19 protein-coding genes are annotated in these 20,865 nt (G+C 66.8%); 7 read left to right on the forward strand and 12 right to left on the reverse strand.

The window, feature by feature from the left end; genetic code table 11:
* Positions 1-364: 364 nt before the first annotated feature.
* Positions 365-850, reverse strand: a complete 486-nt coding sequence (locus ACXC9Q_RS29870) for a hypothetical protein (RefSeq protein ID WP_457059954.1) — start codon at positions 848-850, stop codon at positions 365-367.
* Positions 851-938: 88 nt separating this feature from the next.
* Here ACXC9Q_RS29870 and ACXC9Q_RS29875 point away from each other — a divergent pair, with 88 nt between their 5' ends.
* On the forward strand, positions 939-2,012 hold the full coding sequence (locus ACXC9Q_RS29875; protein ID WP_457059955.1) for an IS630 family transposase: 1,074 nt from the start codon (positions 939-941) through the stop codon (positions 2,010-2,012).
* A gap of 588 nt (positions 2,013-2,600) precedes the next feature.
* Here the strand turns inward: ACXC9Q_RS29875 and ACXC9Q_RS29880 are convergent.
* From ACXC9Q_RS29880 to ACXC9Q_RS29895, 4 genes are all read right to left on the reverse strand, one after another.
* Positions 2,601-4,319 (reverse strand): hypothetical protein, encoded by a 1,719-nt coding sequence (locus ACXC9Q_RS29880; RefSeq protein ID WP_457059956.1) that lies wholly within the window; start codon positions 4,317-4,319, stop codon positions 2,601-2,603.
* Between the two features lie 1,086 nt (positions 4,320-5,405).
* The gene (locus tag ACXC9Q_RS29885) at positions 5,406-5,555 is read right to left on the reverse strand and encodes a GNAT family N-acetyltransferase (protein WP_457059957.1); all 150 of its coding nucleotides are present in this window, start codon (positions 5,553-5,555) and stop codon (positions 5,406-5,408) included.
* A gap of 32 nt (positions 5,556-5,587) precedes the next feature.
* Entirely contained in the window at positions 5,588-5,860 is a 273-nt protein-coding gene (locus ACXC9Q_RS29890; RefSeq protein ID WP_457059958.1) for a hypothetical protein, read from the reverse strand.
* Positions 5,861-6,223: 363 nt separating this feature from the next.
* Positions 6,224-7,225: an ABC transporter ATP-binding protein gene (locus tag ACXC9Q_RS29895; protein ID WP_457059959.1), complete on the reverse strand. Its 1,002-nt coding sequence runs from the start codon at positions 7,223-7,225 to the stop codon at positions 6,224-6,226.
* Between the two features lie 91 nt (positions 7,226-7,316).
* Between ACXC9Q_RS29895 and ACXC9Q_RS29900 the strand changes: the two genes are divergently transcribed.
* A complete protein-coding gene (locus ACXC9Q_RS29900) occupies positions 7,317-8,057 on the forward strand; it encodes a TrmH family RNA methyltransferase (protein WP_457059960.1) in 741 nt (246 codons plus the stop codon).
* A gap of 5 nt (positions 8,058-8,062) precedes the next feature.
* Here ACXC9Q_RS29900 and ACXC9Q_RS29905 read toward each other — a convergent pair whose 3' ends face one another.
* Positions 8,063-8,626, reverse strand: coding sequence for a SecDF P1 head subdomain-containing protein (locus ACXC9Q_RS29905; RefSeq protein ID WP_457059961.1), 564 nt, complete (start codon positions 8,624-8,626; stop codon positions 8,063-8,065).
* An 11-nt stretch (positions 8,627-8,637) separates the two neighbouring features.
* Complete coding sequence (locus ACXC9Q_RS29910; RefSeq protein ID WP_457059962.1) at positions 8,638-9,540, reverse strand: GIY-YIG nuclease family protein; 903 nt, start codon at positions 9,538-9,540, stop codon at positions 8,638-8,640.
* 177 nt (positions 9,541-9,717) lie between these two features.
* On the opposite strand from ACXC9Q_RS29910, the gene ACXC9Q_RS29915 reads away from it, so the two are divergent.
* Positions 9,718-12,741 (forward strand): ricin-type beta-trefoil lectin domain protein, encoded by a 3,024-nt coding sequence (locus ACXC9Q_RS29915; RefSeq protein ID WP_457059963.1) that lies wholly within the window; start codon positions 9,718-9,720, stop codon positions 12,739-12,741.
* Positions 12,742-12,807: 66 nt separating this feature from the next.
* The gene (locus ACXC9Q_RS29920) at positions 12,808-13,938 is read left to right on the forward strand and encodes a serine hydrolase domain-containing protein (protein ID WP_457059964.1); all 1,131 of its coding nucleotides are present in this window, start codon (positions 12,808-12,810) and stop codon (positions 13,936-13,938) included.
* A 47-nt stretch (positions 13,939-13,985) separates the two neighbouring features.
* Here ACXC9Q_RS29920 and ACXC9Q_RS29925 read toward each other — a convergent pair whose 3' ends face one another.
* Positions 13,986-14,480, reverse strand: a complete 495-nt coding sequence (locus ACXC9Q_RS29925; protein ID WP_457059965.1) for a DUF1269 domain-containing protein — start codon at positions 14,478-14,480, stop codon at positions 13,986-13,988.
* A 254-nt stretch (positions 14,481-14,734) separates the two neighbouring features.
* Here ACXC9Q_RS29925 and ACXC9Q_RS29930 point away from each other — a divergent pair, with 254 nt between their 5' ends.
* A complete protein-coding gene (locus ACXC9Q_RS29930) occupies positions 14,735-15,469 on the forward strand; it encodes a DUF4386 domain-containing protein (RefSeq protein WP_457059966.1) in 735 nt (244 codons plus the stop codon).
* A gap of 73 nt (positions 15,470-15,542) precedes the next feature.
* A complete protein-coding gene (locus ACXC9Q_RS29935) occupies positions 15,543-15,812 on the forward strand; it encodes a hypothetical protein (RefSeq protein WP_457059967.1) in 270 nt (89 codons plus the stop codon).
* A 27-nt stretch (positions 15,813-15,839) separates the two neighbouring features.
* Here ACXC9Q_RS29935 and ACXC9Q_RS29940 read toward each other — a convergent pair whose 3' ends face one another.
* From ACXC9Q_RS29940 to ACXC9Q_RS29955, 4 genes are all read right to left on the reverse strand, one after another.
* Positions 15,840-16,553 carry a DUF4389 domain-containing protein gene (locus ACXC9Q_RS29940; RefSeq protein ID WP_457059968.1) on the reverse strand — a complete coding sequence of 238 codons (714 nt, stop codon included), beginning with the start codon at positions 16,551-16,553 and terminating at the stop codon, positions 15,840-15,842.
* A 95-nt stretch (positions 16,554-16,648) separates the two neighbouring features.
* On the reverse strand, positions 16,649-17,371 hold the full coding sequence (locus ACXC9Q_RS29945; RefSeq protein WP_457059969.1) for a DUF4386 domain-containing protein: 723 nt from the start codon (positions 17,369-17,371) through the stop codon (positions 16,649-16,651).
* Between the two features lie 153 nt (positions 17,372-17,524).
* Entirely contained in the window at positions 17,525-18,448 is a 924-nt protein-coding gene (locus ACXC9Q_RS29950; RefSeq protein WP_457059970.1) for an RNA polymerase sigma-70 factor, read from the reverse strand.
* Complete coding sequence (locus ACXC9Q_RS29955) at positions 18,445-19,377, reverse strand: NAD-dependent epimerase/dehydratase family protein (protein WP_457059971.1); 933 nt, start codon at positions 19,375-19,377, stop codon at positions 18,445-18,447. The genes ACXC9Q_RS29950 and ACXC9Q_RS29955 overlap by 4 nt, the downstream gene beginning before the upstream one ends.
* Positions 19,378-19,525: 148 nt before the next feature.
* Here ACXC9Q_RS29955 and ACXC9Q_RS29960 point away from each other — a divergent pair, with 148 nt between their 5' ends.
* Positions 19,526-20,863 (forward strand): FAD-binding oxidoreductase, encoded by a 1,338-nt coding sequence (locus tag ACXC9Q_RS29960; RefSeq protein ID WP_457059972.1) that lies wholly within the window; start codon positions 19,526-19,528, stop codon positions 20,861-20,863.
* Positions 20,864-20,865 lie beyond the last annotated feature (2 nt).

Below are 20,865 nucleotides of genomic sequence, written 5' to 3' on the forward strand. Positions count from 1 at the left end.
AAGTCAGTGAGTGGTCGAGTCAGGACGACCACTGCGGGGGACCACACCCATCATCCTCACTGTGAGTGCTGGTAGGTCGTCGGTTTCGATCTCGGGTTGGTTGTTGGTGAGGTTGGTCAGGCGTGAGCGGGCGAGGACGTCGAGGCCGAGGTAGCGGCGTCCTTCGGCCCATTGCATAACCGCTCTGACGTGCGGTGATCGTGTGCGCGTTCGAGCGGACGGCTCCGGCCGCACGGGCCGATCGATCGCATGGCAGTCGATCGGCCCTGTGCGGTGCCCTGTGTCCGAGCGTCGGCGCGCTGCCAGCGATCTTGCTGCGAACCACCAAGCCTCGGAGCACCTATTGCACCAGGGATGAGGTCTTCTAGTCGGGGCGGCCGAGAACCCGGCGAGCGAATAACGACAATTGCTCAGCGATGAATGCCGGAAAGTACACCTCGAAGGGAAAGAGTCCGATGTCGGCGGCCGGCCAACCGATGGGTATAAAGTGCTCGAGATCGTTGCCTATTAAATGCGCCGCCGCGAAGTGCAGCGCAGGAATCTCAAACGCACGGAGCTCGTACTCGTTGGTCCCGGCGATGGCGTCTGCAAAGTCCACGGCCTCGGCGAATTGAGTCGCAAGGGTGCCACGGTTTATACTGACGACCTTAAAGTCGTTTGGTACTTCGATGAGGTCGATTGTTGCTGCCGGCTCTCCCGGGCCTACGAGGCATTGCCAGCGTGGAAGCTGGCCCCGGTTTTGTCCGACAAGGGATCCCGCAGCGACGGACTCGAGGTCGACAACCTCGACGCGGTAGGGCGCACTGATCAGCGGTTCGTTATCAAACATCGAACCGATTGCGTCAAACACGCGGACCTTCAGAAGATCGGGGTCATCTGGTGTTGCTAGTGCCGCGCGTCGTTAATTGATTTACGGTTGGTGGTTGGGATGATGAGGTATGCCGAATCGTCCTGCTGCTGCGTTGGTGTTGCGTGAGGGTGACGTTGAGGACCTGGTTGCGTTGACGCGGGCGTCGAGTGTGCGGGCCGGGCTGGCGCAGCGGGCCCGGATTGTCCTGCTGGCCTCGCAGGGAGTGTCGAACACCAGGATCGCGGAGTTGGTTGGGGTGTCGCGGCCGACGGTGATCGGGTGGCGGGATCGCTACGACGAGCGGGGGCTGGCGGGGCTGGACGACGAGGTGCGCTCGGGCCGGCCGCGCACGGTTGATCATCGAGGCATCGTCGCGGCGACGTTGACGCCGCCGCCGAAGAAGTACGGGGTGACGCACTGGTCATCTCGGCTGCTGGGGCGGCATCTGGGGATCGGGGACGCCACGGTGGCCAGGGCGTGGCGCGAGTTCGGGGTGCAGCCGTGGCGGTCGGAGTCGTTCCGGTTCTCCACCGATCCCGAACTGGTGGCCAAGGTCACCGATGTGGTCGGGCTGTACTTGGCGCCGCCGGACAACGCGGTGGTGTTGTGCGTGGACGAGAAGTCGCAGATCCAGGCACTGGACCGGACGGCTCCGATCCTGCCGCTGCAGCCGGGGCTGGCCGAACGCCGCTCGCACGACTATGTCCGGCACGGCACCACGACCCTGTTCGCCGCGCTGGAGATCGCCACCGGCCAGGTCACCGCGGCCTGCAAACCCCGGCACCGTCACCAGGAGTTCCTGGCGTTCCTCAAGCAGGTCGCCCGCGCCCACCCCGGTCGTGAGTTGCACCTGGTGCTGGACAACTACGCCGCCCACAAACACCCCAAGATCAAGGCCTGGCTGGTCGCCAACCCGCGCGTCAGCGTGCACTTCACCCCGACCCACGCTTCCTGGATGAACCTGGTCGAAGTCTGGTTCTCCATCATCGAACGCCAAGCCATCCACCGCGGCACCTTCCGATCCGTCGGCGATCTCAACACCAAGATCCGACGCTTCATCAACGGCTGGAACGACCGATCACACCCGTTCGCCTGGACCAAGCCCGCCGACCAGATCCTCAAGAAAGCCAACCGTCAGAAGACCTCAGACGCGGGGCACTAGTCGCAGTGTCATCGTGCTTAGGGCCTTGTCCAGAAGACGTGGGTCCACGATACGCCACCGCGGTAGTGGGAGGCTTGCGCCCAGATGACGTGAGTTGGGTTGTAGAACGGATCCGGGTCGCCGACTTGAACGGTCGGGGCACCGCTCGCGTCGGTTCCGTGGGCGGCGAGCACCACCACGTGATGACCTCCACGTTCGAACGACAACTGTGCGGCGGGCGGATGACCAGCAGCGAGGGCTGCCGCGATAGCAGCGATCGCAGGCGGCACTCCCGCTAGCGGACTGGGCGGCTGGCGGTGGCGACTCACGTGGTCCAGCGCTTTGGCTACCTGTCCGGGCTGGTTGCAGGGCACCGACCAGGGCTTGTCACAGCACGTGCTCTGCCCGAGCAAGGAGTTGGCGAGCTCGCATTGGTTGTGCTGACCGCCGTAGTGGCTGTCAATGGATACCGCGACTGCTAACCAGCACCACTGATTTTCCTGCTGGTCTTGAACCGGGACTGGCGCGGTGTGATTCACCAGCTGACGACCGCCCCTCCAAGCGGGGAACGGGGTCGATTGCAGAGCGGCTGGGAACGGCATGTTGGCCTCAGCTCTCCAGAACGGCCGCGGGTGCTGGCTGGATCCAGCGTGTCAGCGCGACGCTTAAGGGCACGGCGAGCGCGCCGGCGGTCAGTCCCCAGGCGAGCGCAGCAGCCGCGTCCCACCAGCCACCGAACGGTTTGGTGACGTAGAGCGCCTGCATGCCGGCCAACAGGCCGGCGAGGAGGATGACGACTATGACCGCGTAGTCAATCGCGGTAATCCAGAAGGCGAGGTAGCGGGCGGTTGCCGCAGGATCGACGCCGGCGGCGGGAGTGAAGAGACCGCTGACGAAACCTGCTCCGGCTGCAGGGGCTTCTTCCCCGGCGAGCTTCGCCTCGCCTGACGCCGCGGCTCTGAGCTGCTTGTCGGCCTCCCAGAAGTCGGGCAGCGCTGCCCACGCCTGCGTGCGATCGATAGCTGTGCGGAACTGCGCACGGGCGCTCTCAAGGCTTGCTACCGCCTCGTGATTAGCGGGTAGAGTCTGTGCTCGAGCGATGGCTGCGCTGATGGCGTCGGCCGGCCAGATCGCTGCCATGATTGCCGCTTCCCGTGCGCATTCCGACACCTCTTTGATCTCGTCGAGGGTGAGCTTCGGCCCCGTGCGGCCGAACGTTTTGGCCTTGACTCGCCTTTTGTACTCCGGCAACTCCGCGAGCCGAGACCATAGGTGTTCCAGTTCTCCGAGCGAATTCGCTGCCTGCGGCCAAGAACGAATCGTGGCGTCTAGGTCGACCAGTTCGTCCTCGACGCTTTTGAGAGCATCCGCTCTGCGATCCTTCCGTAGGTCAGACCGAAGCTTTCGAGTGCGATTATTCACGTCGTCCCTGATGGTCCACCTCTGGACTTCCGGGCGCAGCTGGAGACTCTCGGCCGCGTGCGCGAACAGCTTGTCCACGCTACGGGGGTTCTCCTTCCAGACAAGGTTGTCTATCAGGTACGTCTGGCGAGTCAGGTTCGACACCTCCCTCCCCGTGCCGGTGGTCCAGTAGGCCACGGCCAGAGCAACTGCGATTCCTGTCACCAGCAGACCGGCGACGATCCACCATTGTGTGGTTGTGACTAGTTTCAAGTCGACAATGGGGCCCCCAGACGCCGCGCCCAAGTCGATCTTCCCGGCGTAGGTCTGGCCAGCCCACTTTGTCGATCCGGCCGTGAGTGCGACCGATTTCATGCCGGGGGAGGTGCACTTGCCAGTGATCGTGACCGATCTGCTGCCAGCCTGAAGTATTCCGACAATCGCGCCACCTGACAGACCCAGCTGGCCGCACTCGTTGGCGATCGGCAATTCCCAAATGTTGGTTTCGTCGTCGTCTGGCGCCGCCCTTCGTACCGTCCATTCGGTCACTGCGTAGGTCGGCTTCACGGGCACTCGAAGCACTGCGGTTGTGCCGTCGGGGTCTTTCGAGACGATGACAAGTTCCGCGCCCGCAGGTGGGTTTGGCAATTCGACCGTGATCTGGACCCGGCCGCCGCCCACGATAGCGGTTGGGGGGGACTTGACGGGATCTCCGGGGACTTTGGTTCCCTTGGCATCCACAACCGAGAGGCTGCTCAGGCTGACAGCGTCACCAGACTCGTTCAGAAGGGCGACGGTTCCGCTTCCTTCCTGATCGAGAACCAGTTGAGCCGGAACTGCTGAAACCGACCCACCTTCTGCGGCTGCAGCCGGCGTCGCGGCCGCAAGGAGCGCCGCTACGGCAAGTAGAAGCCAACTCGGGCGCATACGTTCCCCCCTTCAATACATCTGAGACTACGCCACAAGAACTCTGCGTCGAGGCTCCTCAGGGAGGAAAATAGCCCTGAAATGCCGTGCGTAGCCGGATCAGGCTGTCCGTGCTGGAACTATCCGGTCTGATGCTTGGCATCACTGTTTGATCCGGGGGAGCGACCCGAGTTGTGTGCCCAGGCGACGGTTCGCCATGTATACAAATCCGATCAAGCGACCTCGCCGAGGTGCTGCTAACGAAGCGCTGGATCGATGAGGCCACCTACGGATGCGACCATCCCATCGTCGCGGTTGACATAAGCATCCTTGCCTCGGGTGCGACAGTAGCGTCAACTGCCACGGACGCACACCGGCCGATGTCGCCGATACCGAGCCCAGCGGAAGGGCCTAGTCCTGCGCCCAGTTCGGTATCCAATCGCCCGGCGCCTTCAGCCCGGTCGGCGGCGGTTCAGGTAGCCCCAGAACGGCGCTGGCGCCGGCCGGAGGTATTTCGGACAGGTCCACCGTGCCGGCGGAGAACGTGGGGCCGGTGAAGTCGACGGCACCATCGGAGAACTGTCCGGCGTAGAAGCTGACGGTGCCCTCGGAGAAGCTCGCGTTGACGTTGACGTTGACGTCGATGGTGCCGCCAGCGAATCTCGCGCCGGCGGGGATCGGTCCCCGCTTGCGCCAACGCGTGTCAATGGCCCTGTCAATGAACCGCAGTCATTCCAAGGCAGATCCGGCAGCGCAGACAGCGCCGATGACACAGTTTCCGCCGGCAGACGGCACCGTGGATTCGAACCCTCGCACTTGTAAAGCGGTGGTTAGGGGTTCGAGTCCGCTTACCGGCTCTCAAAGGTAGTTCTGCTCCCGCGTTCTGCGCGGGAATCCCTCCGTCGCGCCCGCTACGCGCGCTCCCACCTACCCGTACCTCCCTGAGGGCTACCGTCGCCCCTGCGCGCTGCCGCGCGCCACCTACCGGCCCGGGTCGACGTCATCCGGAAGACGACTGTTCATCACACAGACCCGCCGGGGCCGACAGCGATCGATCTCTCAGGTCGGAGTGTGCTCGCCGAAGTCATGGTCGGGTCCTGTCCGGCGTTACTGCTCGAGGCGGTACAGCAGTTTGTTGGATGTTGGTTCGGCGGCGAAGGTCTTGTAGAACGCTTGGGCGGTGGGATTGTCTGTGTCGGTGGTCCACTCGACGCGGGTGCAGTCGTGCTTGCGGGCTGTCTCGAACAGGGACTCCATCAGGGAGCGGCCGACACCACGCATGCGGTGCGTCAGTGAGAGAACAACTCTTTGAGGTACAGCGAGCGAGTCAGGCCGACTGCCGGCCAGAGGAATGAGTATGCGGCGAAGCCGACCACCTTTTGACCGTCAAATGCCAGCAGGGAGTTGGCGGCCGGGAGGTCGCCGAACAGGGCGTCGTGAGTCTGCTGGCGTCGCAACTCGGGTGGGTCTATCTCGGTGGCACCGTAGAAGCGATCCATCTCCTCGGCGAGTGTGAGCAGTTGGTCGAGGTCATCGGAGGTGGCTGGGCGCACCACGATCACAGGAGGCGATCCTCTCGGGTGGGGCTGACGAAGGGCACAGTTCGCGCACGACCGGCGGCTGGCGTTGCCTGTCGGACAGCGCTCCGAGGACTTCCAGTGCGGGTGTAGGTGGCGGGTTACGTTCGGCGGGTTATGCGGTCTACTCGGTGGCCGGATTGGTCGAAGAGGTGTAGGTGGGTGGGGTCTCCGGCTACTCGGACGGGGGTTTGGGGGCGTAGGGAGGTGGAGGCGTCTAGTTGGACTATCAGGTCGGAGCGGCGGTGGGTTGGGGTGCAGGGTGGGGGTTCTGGGGGTTGGGGTCGGAGGGATCGGCGGCGGGGGGTGGGATCAGCGTGGCGGGGAGGTTGGGGGGTGGTTGGCCTATTAGGTCCGGGTTTGGTGGGTTAGGTCGGATTCTATGAAGGCGAATCGTTGGTTGCCGTGGAATTCGAGGGTGCGGAGGCGGCCGGTTAGCCAGTTGTCGGTTTCGGTGGTGGGGGTGAGGGTCAGGGCGTCGGGGCGGATGCCGACGATGACCTTGGCGCTGTCGTGGTGGCTGAGGATTAGGGATCTGCGGTCGATTGGGGGTAGGGAGATCGACTGGGTGCCGAAGTCGAGGGCGACGCGGTGGCGGGCGGTGACTCGGACTGTGGCGGAGATCAGGTTGATTCTGGGCGTACCCAGGAAGCCTGCTACGAACGCGGTGCCGGGGTCGGCGTAGACCTGCTCGGGGGTGCCGGCGTCCTCGATGCGGCCGTTGCGCATGATCGCGATGCGGTCGGCCAGGGTGAACGCCTCGACGTGGTCGTGGGTGACGTAGACCGTGGTCGCCTTCAGGTCCTTGCTCATGGCACCGATCTCCTGGCGGAGCTCGGTGCGCATCGTCGCGTCGAGGTTCGACAGCGGCTCGTCCATCAGGAAGATCTCCGGCCGGCGGACGATCGCCCGGCCGATCGCGACCCGTTGGCGCTGGCCGCCGGACAGGGTCCACGGGAGCTGGTCGATCGCGTTCTCGATGCCGAGGATCCGGGCGAGCTCCGCGGCCTTGACGCTCGCCTCGGCCGGCTCCTCCCCCGCGACCAGCAGGGGGAACATGATGTTCTCGCGGACCGTGCGGTTCGGGTACAGGGCGCCGTTCTCGAAGACCATCGCGACGCCGCGGTCCTTGTGCTGCAGCCGATTCGCGTGGGTCCGGCCGAGCCACAGGTCGCCGGCCGTGATCGGCTCCAGGCCCGCGATCATCCGCAGGACGGTCGACTTGCCGCAACCGGATGGACCGAGCAGCACCATGAACTCGCCGTCCGCCACCTCGAGGGACAACTCGTCCACCGCGAGATGGTCCCCGTCGTACACCTTGGACACCGAGTCCAGCCGAATCCCCGGCATGCGCCCCCTCCGAGAGGTCGATGGGCACCGAGTACACCGTTACGCCCGCATCTTGTCCAGTGCATCCGGCGGCACGGCGTACCGTAGGCGGGTGGAATCGAGGAAGTCGCCGCGGGACAAGTGGATCACGGTGTACGGGCGGAAGCCGGTGCTCGAGGCGCTGCATGATCCCGGGTTGTCGGTGGCCAAGGTGGTACTGGCGGACAACGCGACCGGACAGTCGATGCAGGAGATCCTGCGGGCCGCGGAGAAGTACGGGACGCCGGTTGAGCGCGCAACCGCCAGTCGGGTGAAGTGGCTGGCTGGGAACGGGAAGCACGACCAGGGTGTGGTCGCGGACGTCGACGCGCCGCGCATGACGCCGTTGGAGGAGTTCCTGCGTGAACGCGGCAAGCGGCCGACGAACGTCTTCCTGCTCGACGGCGTCACCAACCCGGGCAACGTCGGCATGATCCTGCGTACGGCGACCGGCGCCGGGTTCGACGGGGTGATCCTGCCCCGAGCCGGTACGCCGCATGTCGGGCCGCTCGTGATCAAGGCATCGGCCGGGGTCGCGTTCCAAGCGCCGATCGTGAACACGTCGACCGCCAAGACGGCTGTCGATCTACTCCGCACCGCCGGCTATCACGTCTATGGTCTGGCGGCCCGATCGGAAGACTCACTGTTCAAGGCCGACCTCGCGCCGCGCGCCGTCTACGTGCTCGGCGGCGAGACCAACGGCATCACGGTCGCCACCGACTCCGACCTGCAGATCCCGCTGCACGCCGGGGTCGAGTCGCTGAACGTCGCCGTGGCCGCAGCAGTCGTCGCCTTCGAAGTGACCAACCGCTGAGCCGGTCAGCCGGTGATCTTGGTGGCCAGGGCTTCGGCGTCTTTCTTGGTGTAGTTGCCGCTGATCTGGACCTTGCCGGCTGTGATGGCGGACGTGACTGTCGGAGCCGCGGCGACCTGGCCGCCGACCACGATCGCCAACTGGTTCTTCGGCGGTTGCAGGGCGGCCAGCTGGGTGGTTAGCGCGGCGAAGACGCGGGCGCCCTGCTCATCCAGGGTCAGAGTGAGGTACCAGCCGGGCTGGTCGGGTGACTGCGCCGCCTTGACCTCGGAGACGTGGCTGCCGTCGAGTTCGACCTTGCCGACGGTGTAGCGCATGCCATTCGGATCGCAGACGATCCCCTTCGGCAGCGGGCTGGTGCAGGTGCCTTGCGCGGCCGTCAGCACCCGCCGGAACTCAACCGCCTGCGGAGTCGCGGCCGCCGCCGGCTTGTCGTCGACAAGGCGCAGTACGACGACCACCCCGGCCACCACCACTGCGACCAGCACGAGCACGAGTACGCCTATCAGCACCACAGGACCACGGCGCTGACTCGTTGGCTGGTACTCCGGAAACGGGGGCTGCGTCATGACAGCCGATGCTATGCACTCATGGAGTCACGCAGCCGGACGGCCAGCTCGGCGTTGCGTTGGGCAAACGACTGCCAGAGGACCGGCGTCGCCGCCACCCGATCGCGAGCCGTCGCCTCCGACACAGCGCGCTGCGTCCAGGTGCACATCCGCCCGCCGCGGACCTGGAAGTGCACGAGTACGCCGTCCGCCCACCCGTACACGTCCGCGTCGCGAGGTTCGAGCCAAGCGACCTTCTGCTCGGCGACGATCCACTCGAGCGCCGCGAGCTCGTCCTGCACCTTCGCCGCGAACTCGAACCGGAGCTCGCCGGCCGCCCGATCCCGCCGCCGTACCAACTCGTCGCGCAGCGCGGCCACCGCGGCCGGATCCCTTTCGAGTACGGCGATCGCGGTCCGAGCCAGCGCAGCACGGTCGCCCGGCCCGATCCCGAACAGCCGGCCGAACTCCTGCGCCGAGCCGTCGCCTTCGACCGTGTACTGCAACGGCAGCACGCGATGCAGACCGGAGATCGCCTGCCGGATCCGCAGCCCGCCGAGGTACGGCCCGAAGTGCGGCGCGGTCCCGCTCACCGTGTGCTCGAACCGCAGCCCAGGCTTGGATCCGTCGTCGAACCGGATGTAGCCGACCACCTCCGCTCCGCCCTCGGTCCGGTTCCACCGCGGCTTGGAATGCTCGAGCAGGTTGCGTTCGAGCCAGGCGGCCTCGTGCTCGGAGTCGCACCAAACCCCTTCCACGCGGGCGATCCGCCGTACCATCTGCGCGAGCTGCGGCCGGCCGCCGAGGTGGTTCCAGTACGACTGCACGCGCCGGCGGAGGTTACGGGCCCGTCCGATATACAGCACTTTCCCGGTCTCGTCACGGAAGCGATACACCCCCGCTTCGGCCGGTAACTGCCGCACATCACGCCTCATCACCACAGTGTGCATGCACTGACTGACTGCGTGTCGACCAGCCGGTGGAGTGTTTGAAACGAATGCATATCCGGTCTTGCGCCGAGGTTGGCGACAGGGTCATGCTGGCGGCCACTTCGAGTGCTCGCAGGGGGTATGTGAGGCCGGGCGCCGGGGTTTGTGGGCCTGGGGGGCTTCATGAGGTTTACCGCCCTGTGGGTGCGTCGCGTTCTGTCCGCGCTTTGTGTTCTCTTGCTGGCGCCACTCGTCGCGATCGAACCGGCACGGGCCGGAGTCACGCCGACTGGCTTCACCGAACAGACCGTGTTCAGCGGGCTGGTCAATCCGACGAACGTCGCGTTCTCGCCGGACGGCCGGGTCTTCGTCGCCGAGAAGAGCGGCCTGATCAAGGTCTTCGACTCGCTCGACGATCCGACGCCGAGTGTGTACGCCGATCTCCGCACGCAGGTCTACAACTATTGGGATCGTGGACTTCTCGGTCTCGCCTTGCACCCCGACTTCCCTGCGGATCCACGCATTTACGTGCTGTACACGCACGACGGCCTGATCGGCGGACCGACACCGAAGTGGGGTACGCCGGACACGACCGACGACCCGTGTCCGTCGCCGCCCGGCCCGACGAGCGACGGCTGCCAGGCCAGTGCGCGCGTAGCGGTCATCAACGGCACCGGCGCCGAACAGGTGCTCGTCGAGGACTGGTGCCAGGTCTTCCCGAGTCACTCGATCGGCTCGATCGAGTTCGGGCCCGACGGCATGCTCTACGCCGGCGCTGGTGACGGCGGCAGCTTCAACTACGTCGACTACGGCCAGGACGGCTTCCCGGCCTCGGACGCGACCCCCGACAACCCTTGTGGAGATGGGCCGGCGCCCGTTGGCGCGACGCTCACGCCGCCGACCGCGGAGGGTGGCGCGCTGCGGGCCCAGGACGTCCGCACCAGTGGCGATCCGGCCGGTCTGGACGGATCCCTGATCCGGATCGACCCCGACACCGGCCAGGCCGCGCCGGGCAACCCGGCCTTGAGCAGTAACGACCTGAACACGCGGCGGATCGTGGCCCACGGTCTGCGCAACCCGATGCGGTTCGACTTCCGCCCGGGTACGAACGAGATCTGGATCGGTGACGTCGGCAACAAGAACTGGGAGGAGTTCGACCGGGTCGTCAACCCGACTGCGGGCGTCACCAACTTCGGCTGGCCCTGCTACGAAGGGGCCGCGCGGATGGCCGGGTTCGACGCGGCGAACCTGAACATCTGCGAGAACCTGTACGCCGCCGGTCCGTCCGCGGTGACCTCGCCGTACTACGCCTACAACCACACCGATCACGTCGCTACGAACGAGACCTGCAGCGTCGGCAGTTCGTCGATCTCCGGGATGTCCTTCTACCGGGGCGGAAACTACCCGCCGGAGTACGACGGTGCACTGTTCTTCTCCGACTACAGCCGACAGTGCGTGTGGGCGATGATGCCGGGCTCCGACGGACTGCCGGACCCGGCGAAGATCGTGCAGTTCGCATCGGGCTACGGATCCACCAGACTGCAGAGCGGTCCGGGTGGTGACCTGTTCGCGGTCGACTACGACCACGGCCGGATCATGCGGTACGTCTACGACGCCACGAACAACCCGCCCACCGCGGTGATCAACGCAGACCCGTCCAGTGGGCCGACGCCGCTGACCGTGAGGTTCGACGGGACCGCCTCCAACGACGCCGACGGCGACGCGCTGACCTACGCCTGGGACCTCGACGGCGACGGCCAGTACGACGACTCGACCGCGGCGACCGCGCAGCACACGTACACCACCAGCAGCACCGTTACCGCGCGCCTGAAGGTGTCCGACGGCCATACGACCGGCGCGACCTCGACACAGATCAATGTCGCCAACACGGCACCGACGGCGCTGATCACCTTGCCCGGACCTGCGACGACGTGGAAGGTCGGCGACAAGATCACCTTCGCCGGCTCGGCCACCGATCCGGAGCAAGGCACGCTGCCCGCCTCGGCGCTCAGCTGGGCGCTGATCATGCACCACTGCCCGAGCGACTGCCACTCACATCAGATCACTGCGGTGACCGGCTCGAGCGGCACGTTCACCGCGCCGGATCACGAGTATCCGTCGTACCTCGAACTCAAGCTGACCGCCACGGATGCCAGTGGGCTGACCGACACCAAGAGCGTGCGGCTGGATCCGAAGACGGTCGGGCTCACGTTCGCGACCCAGCCGGCCGGGCTGCAGCTGACCTACCTCGCCAAGACCGCGAAGGCTCCTTGGACCGGTACGACGATCGTCGGGTCGAGCGGATCACTGTCCGCGGAGCAACTGCAGGCGCCCGCGAATCAGCTGTACCGGTTCGCGTCCTGGTCCGACGGCGGCGCACGCACCCACAACTTCGTCGCGCCGCCGGCACCGGCCACCTACACGGCGACATACGTACCGAAGCGCAATCTCGCCCGCGGTCACCCGGCGCTGGCGTCGAGCGTCTACCTCGCCGGGCGGGAGGCGTCGAAGGCGGTCGACGGTTCGATGGCGACCGCGTGGTCGAGTGCTCGCACCGATCCACAGTGGTTCCGGGTCGATCTCGGATCGGTCCAACTGGTCAACCGAGTGCTGCTCAACTGGCTGTCGACGGCGTACGGGAAGGCGTACCAGATTCAGGTCTCCGGGAGCGGGCGGACGTGGAAGACCGTGTCGTCGACTACCACTGGAGACGGTGGCACCGACAGCATCGTGTTCTCGCCCAACTACGCCAGGTACGTGCGGATCAACGCGACGGCTCGTGGTGTGGCCGGGAGTTACTACTCGCTGTGGGAGTTCGGCGTGTTCCAGGACACCGGTCCGGTCACCGGCATCGCCGGGAAGTGCGTCGACATCTACCAAGCCGCAACCGCCGACGGCACGCCGACCACGCTCTACACCTGCAAGGGCGCGACGAACCAGCAGTGGACACCGTCGTCGGATGACGGCACCCTGCGTTCGCTCGGCAAGTGCCTGGACGCTCGCGGTACGGCGATCAAGACCGCCGCGGTGCTGTGGACGTGTAACGGCAGTCCCGGGCAGAAGTGGACGCCACGGTCGGACGGCTCGCTGCTCAACGTCGCCTCCGGACTGTGTCTCGACGCATCCGGCGCTTCGAGTGCGAACGGCACCAAGCTGATCGTCTACACCTGCAACGGCGGGACGAATCAGAAGTGGGTGCTGCCGTAAATCAGTCGTTGGTGACGAACTCCGCGACATACAGTGACTCGGCCTTGGACCGAAGGACGGGAGATCATGGACAGCGGCTGGGTGGACGAGGGATTCGGCGCGGTCGCCGATACTTTCGCGGAGAATTTCGACCTGTTCCCCGAGCTCGGCGCGGCGGTCACGGTGTACGTCGGTGGCCGCAAGGTCGTCGAGTTGTGGGACGGCGAGGCCGCTCCGGGACGACAGTGGGACCGCGAGACCGTCGTACCCGTGTTCTCTTGTGCCAAAGGGCTGGTGAGCCTGGTCGTCCACCTGCTCGCCCAGGAGGGGCGACTCGACCTCGATGCGCCGATCGGCGACTACTGGCCCTCGTTTGTTGCTGCTGGCAAGGAGAGGATCAGCGCCCGGATGGTGCTCGGGCATCGGGCCGGGATCCCGGTGCTCGACCAGACGCTGTCCTTCGAGGAGATCGCGGCCTGGACGCCGGTGATCGCGGCGATCGAGGCGCAGAAGCCGCTGTGGGAGCCGGGGACGTCGTACGAGTACCACGGTCACGTGTTCGGTTTCGTCCTCGGCGAGGTGGTCCGGCGGATCACCGGGCTGCGGCCGGGTGCGTACTTCCGGTCGGTCGTGGGCGACCCGCTCGGGCTGCGGGCCTGGATCGGTCTGCCCGCTGACGAACTGGGCTCACTGGCCCGGTTGACCGAGGCCGAGGGTCGACCGCCGATGCCGGGTCCGGAGCATCTGCTCACGCGGATCGTGACGATGAACGGCGCGCTGGTCTTCCCGGGCCTCGACGTGCCGCACGGCTGGAACGATCCCGCCCTGCTGGGGATGGAGCTTCCCGGGGCCGGCGCGGTGGCGTCGGCGACCGGCCTTGCCGGGCTTTACGCGGCAGCCGTGACCGGTATCGACGGGAGTGCGCGGCTGCTGACGGCAGACACCGTGACGGATGCGGTCCGGGAGGTGTCGTCGGGACACGGGTTCCTCGGTTTCGACGCCGGTGCGCGCTGGGGCTCGGGCTACCTGCTCGACTCCGCGTCCTTCCGGCCGATGCTGGGTGCGCGAAGCTTCGGGAACGACGGAGCCGGCGGGCAGTTCGCCTTCGGCGACGACGAGTACGGCGTCGGCTTCGGGTACGTCGCCAACCGCATGGTCGGCCACGGTGATGCCCGGGCCAACCGGCTGATCACCGCCGTACGCGACTGCTTGGGCTGACAGACCGGCTCCGACCCGCGGTTGTGCGGGCCGGACCCGGCTTCCCGCTAGCCGGCGAACATCTCCCGCAGCGCCGCCTCCTGCTCCGTCGACAGGTTCGACTGGATGAGCTGCGGCTTCTGCAGCCCCGTCGCATCGAAGGTTTCCTTGATCTTGTCCCGGACAGCGTCGCTTGACATCAGGAACAACGCGGAGGTGCCGGGCGTGATCTGATCGCGAGCAGCCTTGATGAAGTCGTCGTCGATCCCGACGTCGGCCAGCGATCCCGCGATGGCACCCGAAGCGGCCCCGATCGCCGCGCCGGCGAGCGGCATCAGGAAGATCATCCCGAACAGCATCCCCCAGAACATGCCACCCAGCGCACCGACTCCGGTGAAGTTGCGCAACTGCCGGGTCTTCGGCCTCCTGGTCTCCGGCTGCCACGACACCGACGCGGCGTCGTGCACCGTGATCAATCCCTGCTTCGACAACGCCTCCAACGTGCCGATCGCCTGGTTGGCCCCGTCCCAGCTCCCGAACTTCCACGCGGTCAGTGTCGCCATCGTGCGTCTCCCATCGCCTGCACCGGTGCTCGCTGCCAGCCTCCCGCCACGACCCCATGATCACCTCACCTCAGCCGGGTGATCCGCCACCCGGACGGCGGCCCTGCAAACGCTCTCTGCCTCTTCGCGTTGCTCTCCGCGCCATGGACAGGCCCGTATTTCGGGGCACATGCTGGGTTGGGGGTGCTCACATGGATGCAATGGCTGGTCGTCAACACAGCAGCGAGACAACAGAAGTGTCCGCCGCGGAGCCTTTGGCCGCTGGGAAAGAGCGCAAGACCGCTCGGGTTGCCGGCGCGTTCTTCATCGCGTCCACGGTCGCGTTCATGGTCGCGGCGACGGTGTTGTCGATGACGTTCGACTGGCCCGACATTCTTCGTGAGCCGGCTGATGTCGTCCTGCCGGAGTTCGCGGCCGGTGGGACGAGTCTGGTGTGGACGTGGTTCGCGGTCGCTTGGACGTACGCGCTCCTGGCCGTGCCGATTCTGCTGCTGCCGACGGCCTTGGGCCGGCGTGGAGACGCAGCGTTGCGAGTAGCGACTTATCTCGGGGCCGCGTCAGTTTTGTTGGCGCTGATCGGGTTCCTGCGGTGGGTCTTCGTCGTACCAGCGTTGGCAGACTCCTACACGAGTGGTGACGAGGGCACTCGTTCTGCGGTCGCGGCCGCGTGGATCGCTCAGCACCAGTACGGCGGCGCGCTCATGGGCGAGCACCTCGGGCAACTCCTCGGCATCGTCTGGTCGGTCACGGTCAGTGTCCTCATCCTGCGCGGTCGTCTGATGCCTGCCTGGGTGGGTTGGTTGGGTCTCCTCGCGAGCGCGCTCTATCTCGTCAATCAGGGCGACATTCTCTCGACAGCCGTCTCCGGGTTCCCAGTCTGGGACTTGGGCGGTCTGGTCGGCAGCTACCTGTGGGCGGTCTGGCTGGTCGTGCTCGGCGTACTCCTGCTGCTTCGGCGCCCGGCGGTCGGGGTTGGCGCGGAGAGGTAGACTTGGTTAATTCCGGAACGATGGCATTCCAGGCGGTCTGTCAGGAACCGGCAGGCCTGTGAGGCGATGCCTGATGTCCGTCCGACCACAAGCCGTCCGACCTGGGATCCAGTACCGCTCGGCGGCGGATCTCGACCTTGCACACCTGCTCGCCGAGGTCCGGTCCGCCCGCGCGGCCGATCGACTGGCCCGCAGCGCGGGACGCCGCGACGACACCTTCCGCAGTGACTCCGGCCGCCTCGCCGCCTCGCTCCTCGCCTACGCCAAAGCCCTGGAGGGCTACCGGCTCCCCATCCCGCGGGCGATCCGCGACGAACTCCGCCTCCGCCGCAAGCTGTCGTAACGCCGGACCGCCCGCCGTGCGGCAGGGTTATTGAGGTACGTCTCCGGTCTCCGTCGTACCGGCCGGCGTGGGTGTGTCGCCCGAGGCTGCCGGGACGACCAGCGTGGGGTCACTGCCGCCTTGGTCGAGGCGGAAGGGCGGATAGACGTCGGTCATCAGGGACACATAGCCCGCGACCCGCAGGGCCCACCGGTTCATCCCGAGGATGAAGTCGTACAACGACCGTGGGTAGGCGCCCGTGAACGCGAGAATCACCGCGGAGATGGCCACCAGGACGCCGACCAGACCGCCGCCACCACTGACGGTCCACTGCCAGCTTTCGGTCCGGTTCACGGCCCATGCGCCACCGCCGAGGAAGATACCGACGACGATGTAGTGCGGGATGGCCAGCAGCCACCACTTCACCAGGACCAGGCCGCGGGACAGGTGCGCCGGGTAGTCGACCGACAGGTGCGCGGGATAGTCCTCGACCTCCTTCAGGGTGAACGGCGGGTACCGGTCCGTTCCGAGCGCGCCGTAGGCGTAGTACGTCACTCGCCAGGACCACCGCATCACACCGACGTTGTAGTCGAAGATCGCGCGTGGATAGCGAGCGGTGAAGAGGATCGCGAAGAACGCGATGATCGACGCGATCAGGAAACCGAGCCACAAGAACGCCAGTACGACGTAGTGCGGGATCACCAGGATCCACTTGACCAGCCACAGCCACCTGGACAACTTCGGATCCAGCGTGGCGTTCACGTGCACGGGATAAGTCACAGATGTTGCCACAAACAACCATCTCCCAGCGGACTTGCTCAAGGAGAGTGGGGATCCCCACCCTCGCCCGCTGCTTCTCAGCCGAGAGGCAGCGGTGTCTTCCCGTCGACCTCGGGTGAGCCGATAGCGGTGATCGCCGACGGCTTGAAGCCCTTCGCGATCATCCAGATGGCCACGCTGACCTCCCACGCGAACACCGGGAGCGCCAGGATCGTGTGAGTGCCCTGCCCATAGACCCCCAACAGCATCGCGGTTGCCGACGCACACACCAGTGCGCCTCCGACCATCCCCAGCACTGTGATGGCCCGCGGCACCAGGTCCATTCGATACATCAGGTACGCCAGCAGGAAGCTGTTGATTCCCAGGACCCAGCTCGGCCCTATCAGGAAGGTCCAGTCGTGAATCGCCACCAGGGACTTCTCGACGGCGGCGACACCGGCACTGCCGCTGTCCGCCGTACCGGCCAGATCCTGCCGGAGCGTCACGACCGTGAGGACGCTGACGGCGCCGACGACGATGATCGCGGCCTCCAGCAGCCGACCGCAGACGTAACCGAGCGCGATGCTGTGGTTCTGCCGCTTGACGACCGGATAGAGCGTCACCGCAGTGCCGATGACCGTGACAACCAGTAACAGCTCGAGAAGCCCGCCGAGCAACACACGGTTGTCGGCATCGGCCCCGACAAGGTAATTCCCGTCGCGCAGAACGGGCTGGTAGAGCAGCAACGCCGGGATCGACGTGACCTCGGTGCCCAGGAAGAACACGCCCGCGACCAACGCGGTACGTCTCATTGCACTCATGTTCGCCATGCGAGTAAGCCCCCTGCAGCAGCCCCCCGGCCACTCATAGGTGTCTCCGACGAACACGCCTGAGAACACCACCCGCATACGCCCTGTGTCGTTCACCATCCTCGTGAGACCAACCCTTGTCAACGCTCACCCTCCGTGGGCGGGTCAGGTGGGACGACGCCGCGAGTGGGTTGCCTCGCGGACTACTGACCAAGCGTCCGCGACCGGGCCCATGTGGGCCAGCTTGTCGGGGTTGAGGACGGTGCGGATCGTCTGGATCCGGCCGTCGAGGATGTCGAGGGTCCAGGTGTTGAGGACCTTGCCGTCGCGGTCGCGGAAGATGGCGCCCGGCTGGCCGTTCAGCAGGTGTGGCTCCACGACGCCGCCAATGGTCGCGAACGGCGCGATGAGGGCGGCGACCGTGCGGGACACGTTGGCGGCACCGGAGATGCCGGTGCCCCAGTTCGGGGCCCTGCCGCCGCTGTCGCTGACCATCTGTACGTCGGCCGCGAGAAGCTCCCGCAGTCCGTCGACGTCCCCGTCGCGGACCGCGTCGAAGAACCGCTCGGCGAGTTCCTCGCGTTCGGCCTGGTCCGCCGCGAAGCGAGGCCGGCCCTCGTCCATGTGACGGCGAGCCCGTACGGCGATCTGGCGGCAGGCAGCCTGGGACCGGTCCACGGCCGAAGCGATCTCGGGGTAGTCGAACCCGAACACCTCACGCAACACGAAGACCGCACGCTCGAGCGGGCTGAGTCGTTCGAGCAGGAGCAAGGCCGCCATCGACAGCGAGTCGGCCAGCTCCGCCGACCGCTCCGGATCCTGATAGGGATCGGTCAGCAGCGGCTCCGGGAACCACGGCCCGACGTAGCGCTCCCGCCGTACGCGGGCCGAGCGGAGTACGTCGATCGAGATCCGGGTCACCACGGCCGCCAGGAACGCCTTCGCCGAGGCTGGTGGCGTCGGCGAGGAGTCCCAGCGCAGCCAGGTGTCCTGGACGGCGTCCTCGGCCTCACTCACGCTGCCCAGGATCCGGTACGCGATCGAGAACAGCAGCGGCCGCAACTGCTCGAACTCCTCGGCGCGAGTCATGCCAGCTCGGCCTTGAAACCCTGCCGCCACGACGGGTAGCGCAGCTCCCAGCCGAGCTCCCGCTTGGCCTTGGCGTTGGAGAACCCGCGGCCTTCAGTCATCATCGTCACCGCGACTTCCCCGGCCAGCGGGCGGGCCAGCCAGGCCGGGACTCGCATCGGGCGCTTGGCACCGGCGGCCGACGCCAGGTAGGGCAGCCACTCGCTGGCCGGCGCCGGGTCGTCGTCGACGATGTTGAACACACCCTTCGCCCCTCGCTCCACAGCCAGCACAGTAGCGCTCGCCGCGTCGTCCAGATGCACCCACGAGCAGTATCCGGCGCCACTCCCGACCACCGGGAACTGGCGCATGCGCACCGGCTCGACCAGGTCGTCGGTGGCACCCGGCCCGTAGAACCAGCCGTACCGCAGCACCGCGCCGCCGGCCTTGACGACCACGTCCTCGACATGGCTGATCGCCTTCATCCCAGGCTCCGCCGGCGTACCGGTCATCGGGTCCACCGGGTCCTGCTCGGTCTTCACCCAGCCGCCTTCGCGGCGGCCGTTCCAGGCACCGTAGCCCTGGGCAACGAAATGGGTCACGCCGGTCGCCTCCGCGGCGGCGAGCAGATGATCCGTCCCCTCGGTGCGCAGCCGGTTGGTGCCGGCGAACCACCGATCCATGTGCTTCATGTCGGGCTTGCCGGCGTGGGCCACGGAGATCGCGGTCATCTGGTGCACGATCACGTCCGGCTGCGCCTTGGCCACCGCCTCACCGACCGCCACCCCGTCCAGCCCGTCCATCACGACTGCCTCGGCGCCCAGCCGCTTCAGCACCTCCAGCTTGGCCGAACTCGTCGTCGTCGCCGTCACCTGGTGCCCCCCGGCCACCAACTGCGGTACCAGCCGCCGCCCGAGCACTCCGGTCCCGCCAGCCACGAACACCCGCATGACTCTCACCTTCCAATCTCGCAGTGGGTCTCTCAGCCCGAGACGAGGCAGCCCCGCGGACTGTGACGTGTCCTACGTCACGTCACACCTGTCCTGTCACCGGCGTCTTGTGTGTGTTCGGTACGCCAGCAACAAGACGAGGACCATCATGAATTCAGCAGTGGAAACCCTGCGCCGCGAGTTCGGCGGCGACATCATCGAACCAGGTGACGCGGAGTACGCAGCAGCCAGTGGCTCGGTGCTGGCGTCAGGCACTCCGGCGTACGTCCTGAGGCCTGGAAGCGTCGCGGACGTCCAAGCGGCGGTCCGATTCGCGGCCGACACCGGGCTCGAGCTGTCCGTGCGCGGCGGCGGCCATGCCTTCGCGGGCTTCGGTACGAACGACGACGGTGTCGTGATCGATCTCGGCAGACTCGCGACCGTCGAGGTCATCGACAAGGACCGTCACCTCGTCCGGATCGGCGGCGGCGCCACCTGGGGACAGGTCACGGCGGCCCTGGCCCCGCATTCCCTCGCGATCTCATCCGGCGACACCAGGAGCGTCGGCGTCGGTGGACTGACGCTGAGCGGCGGCCTCGGGTGGAAGGTCCGCAAGTACGGCCTGGCGTTGGACAACGTGGTCGCCGCCGAGGTGGTCACCGCCGACGGAGACGTCGTCCGCGCGAACGCCGAAGAGAACCCGGAGTTGTTCTGGGCGATCCGCGGTGGCGGCGGCAACTTCGGCATCGTGACCGCGTTCGAGTTCGCGGCACACCTGACCACCGACGTCTTCCACGGCAAGATCGCGTTCCCGGCGGCGGAGGCGGGCGACGTGCTCCAGGGCTGGGCGGACTACCTCCGCACCGCCCCCGAAGAGCTCACGTCGATCGTGAACTTCGCCAACCCGTTCCTCGGCGGGCCCAACGCGCCGGTCGAGGTCGTCGTCGCGTTCGACAGCGACGACGCGGATCGTGCCGCCGAGGCCCTCGCCCCGATCCGCCGGCTCGGCACCGTGATCGCCGACGACGTCGTACTGAAGCCGTACGCCGACGTGCTCGAGGACGGCGCGGTCCCGCCGCCCGGCATCCAGCTGGTCACCCGAAGCGCCTTTGCCAACAAGGAATCCGTCCCCGACGTCCTCCGCATCCTGGCCGAGGTCGGGGCGTCGGAGCACCCGCCGGTCATCTCCGTCCGCAGCGTCGGTGGTGCGGTGTCCCGGGTCGCCGACGACGCCACGGCCTACGCGCATCGCCAGGCGGAGTTGATGTTCGCGACCACCACGATCGGTCCGGCGCCGGTCATCGAAGCCGGTCGCCCTGCCCTGGAAGCGATCTGGGCACGGCTCACCCCGCACGCCGCCGGCGCCTACGCGAACTTCCTCGCGTCCGCGACCGAGGACGACGTCGCCGCCGTCTTCCCGGCGGAGACGTACGAGCGGCTCGCGGCGGTCAAGCGCGAGTACGACCCCGGCAACCTGTTCGCCCGCAACCACAACGTCCGGCCATGAGA

Source organism: Kribbella sp. CWNU-51, assembly GCF_054073265.1.

Bases quoted from the DNA above. Each gene is read 5' to 3' on its own strand.
- ACXC9Q_RS29875 (WP_457059955.1), top strand. From the start codon at position 939: ATGCCGAATCGTCCTGCTGCTGCGTTGGTGTTGCGTGAGGGTGACGTT.
- ACXC9Q_RS29880 (WP_457059956.1), bottom strand. From the start codon at position 4,319: ATGCGCCCGAGTTGGCTTCTACTTGCCGTAGCGGCGCTCCTTGCGGCC.
- ACXC9Q_RS29885 (WP_457059957.1), bottom strand. From the start codon at position 5,555: ATGGAGTCCCTGTTCGAGACAGCCCGCAAGCACGACTGCACCCGCGTC.
- ACXC9Q_RS29895 (WP_457059959.1), bottom strand. From the start codon at position 7,225: ATGCCGGGGATTCGGCTGGACTCGGTGTCCAAGGTGTACGACGGGGAC.
- ACXC9Q_RS29905 (WP_457059961.1), bottom strand. From the start codon at position 8,626: ATGACGCAGCCCCCGTTTCCGGAGTACCAGCCAACGAGTCAGCGCCGT.
- ACXC9Q_RS29910 (WP_457059962.1), bottom strand. From the start codon at position 9,540: ATGAGGCGTGATGTGCGGCAGTTACCGGCCGAAGCGGGGGTGTATCGC.
- ACXC9Q_RS29915 (WP_457059963.1), top strand. From the start codon at position 9,718: ATGAGGTTTACCGCCCTGTGGGTGCGTCGCGTTCTGTCCGCGCTTTGT.
- ACXC9Q_RS29920 (WP_457059964.1), top strand. From the start codon at position 12,808: ATGGACAGCGGCTGGGTGGACGAGGGATTCGGCGCGGTCGCCGATACT.
- ACXC9Q_RS29925 (WP_457059965.1), bottom strand. From the start codon at position 14,480: ATGGCGACACTGACCGCGTGGAAGTTCGGGAGCTGGGACGGGGCCAAC.
- ACXC9Q_RS29935 (WP_457059967.1), top strand. From the start codon at position 15,543: ATGTCCGTCCGACCACAAGCCGTCCGACCTGGGATCCAGTACCGCTCG.
- ACXC9Q_RS29945 (WP_457059969.1), bottom strand. From the start codon at position 17,371: ATGAGTGCAATGAGACGTACCGCGTTGGTCGCGGGCGTGTTCTTCCTG.
- ACXC9Q_RS29950 (WP_457059970.1), bottom strand. From the start codon at position 18,448: ATGACTCGCGCCGAGGAGTTCGAGCAGTTGCGGCCGCTGCTGTTCTCG.
- ACXC9Q_RS29955 (WP_457059971.1), bottom strand. From the start codon at position 19,377: ATGCGGGTGTTCGTGGCTGGCGGGACCGGAGTGCTCGGGCGGCGGCTG.
- ACXC9Q_RS29960 (WP_457059972.1), top strand. From the start codon at position 19,526: ATGAATTCAGCAGTGGAAACCCTGCGCCGCGAGTTCGGCGGCGACATC.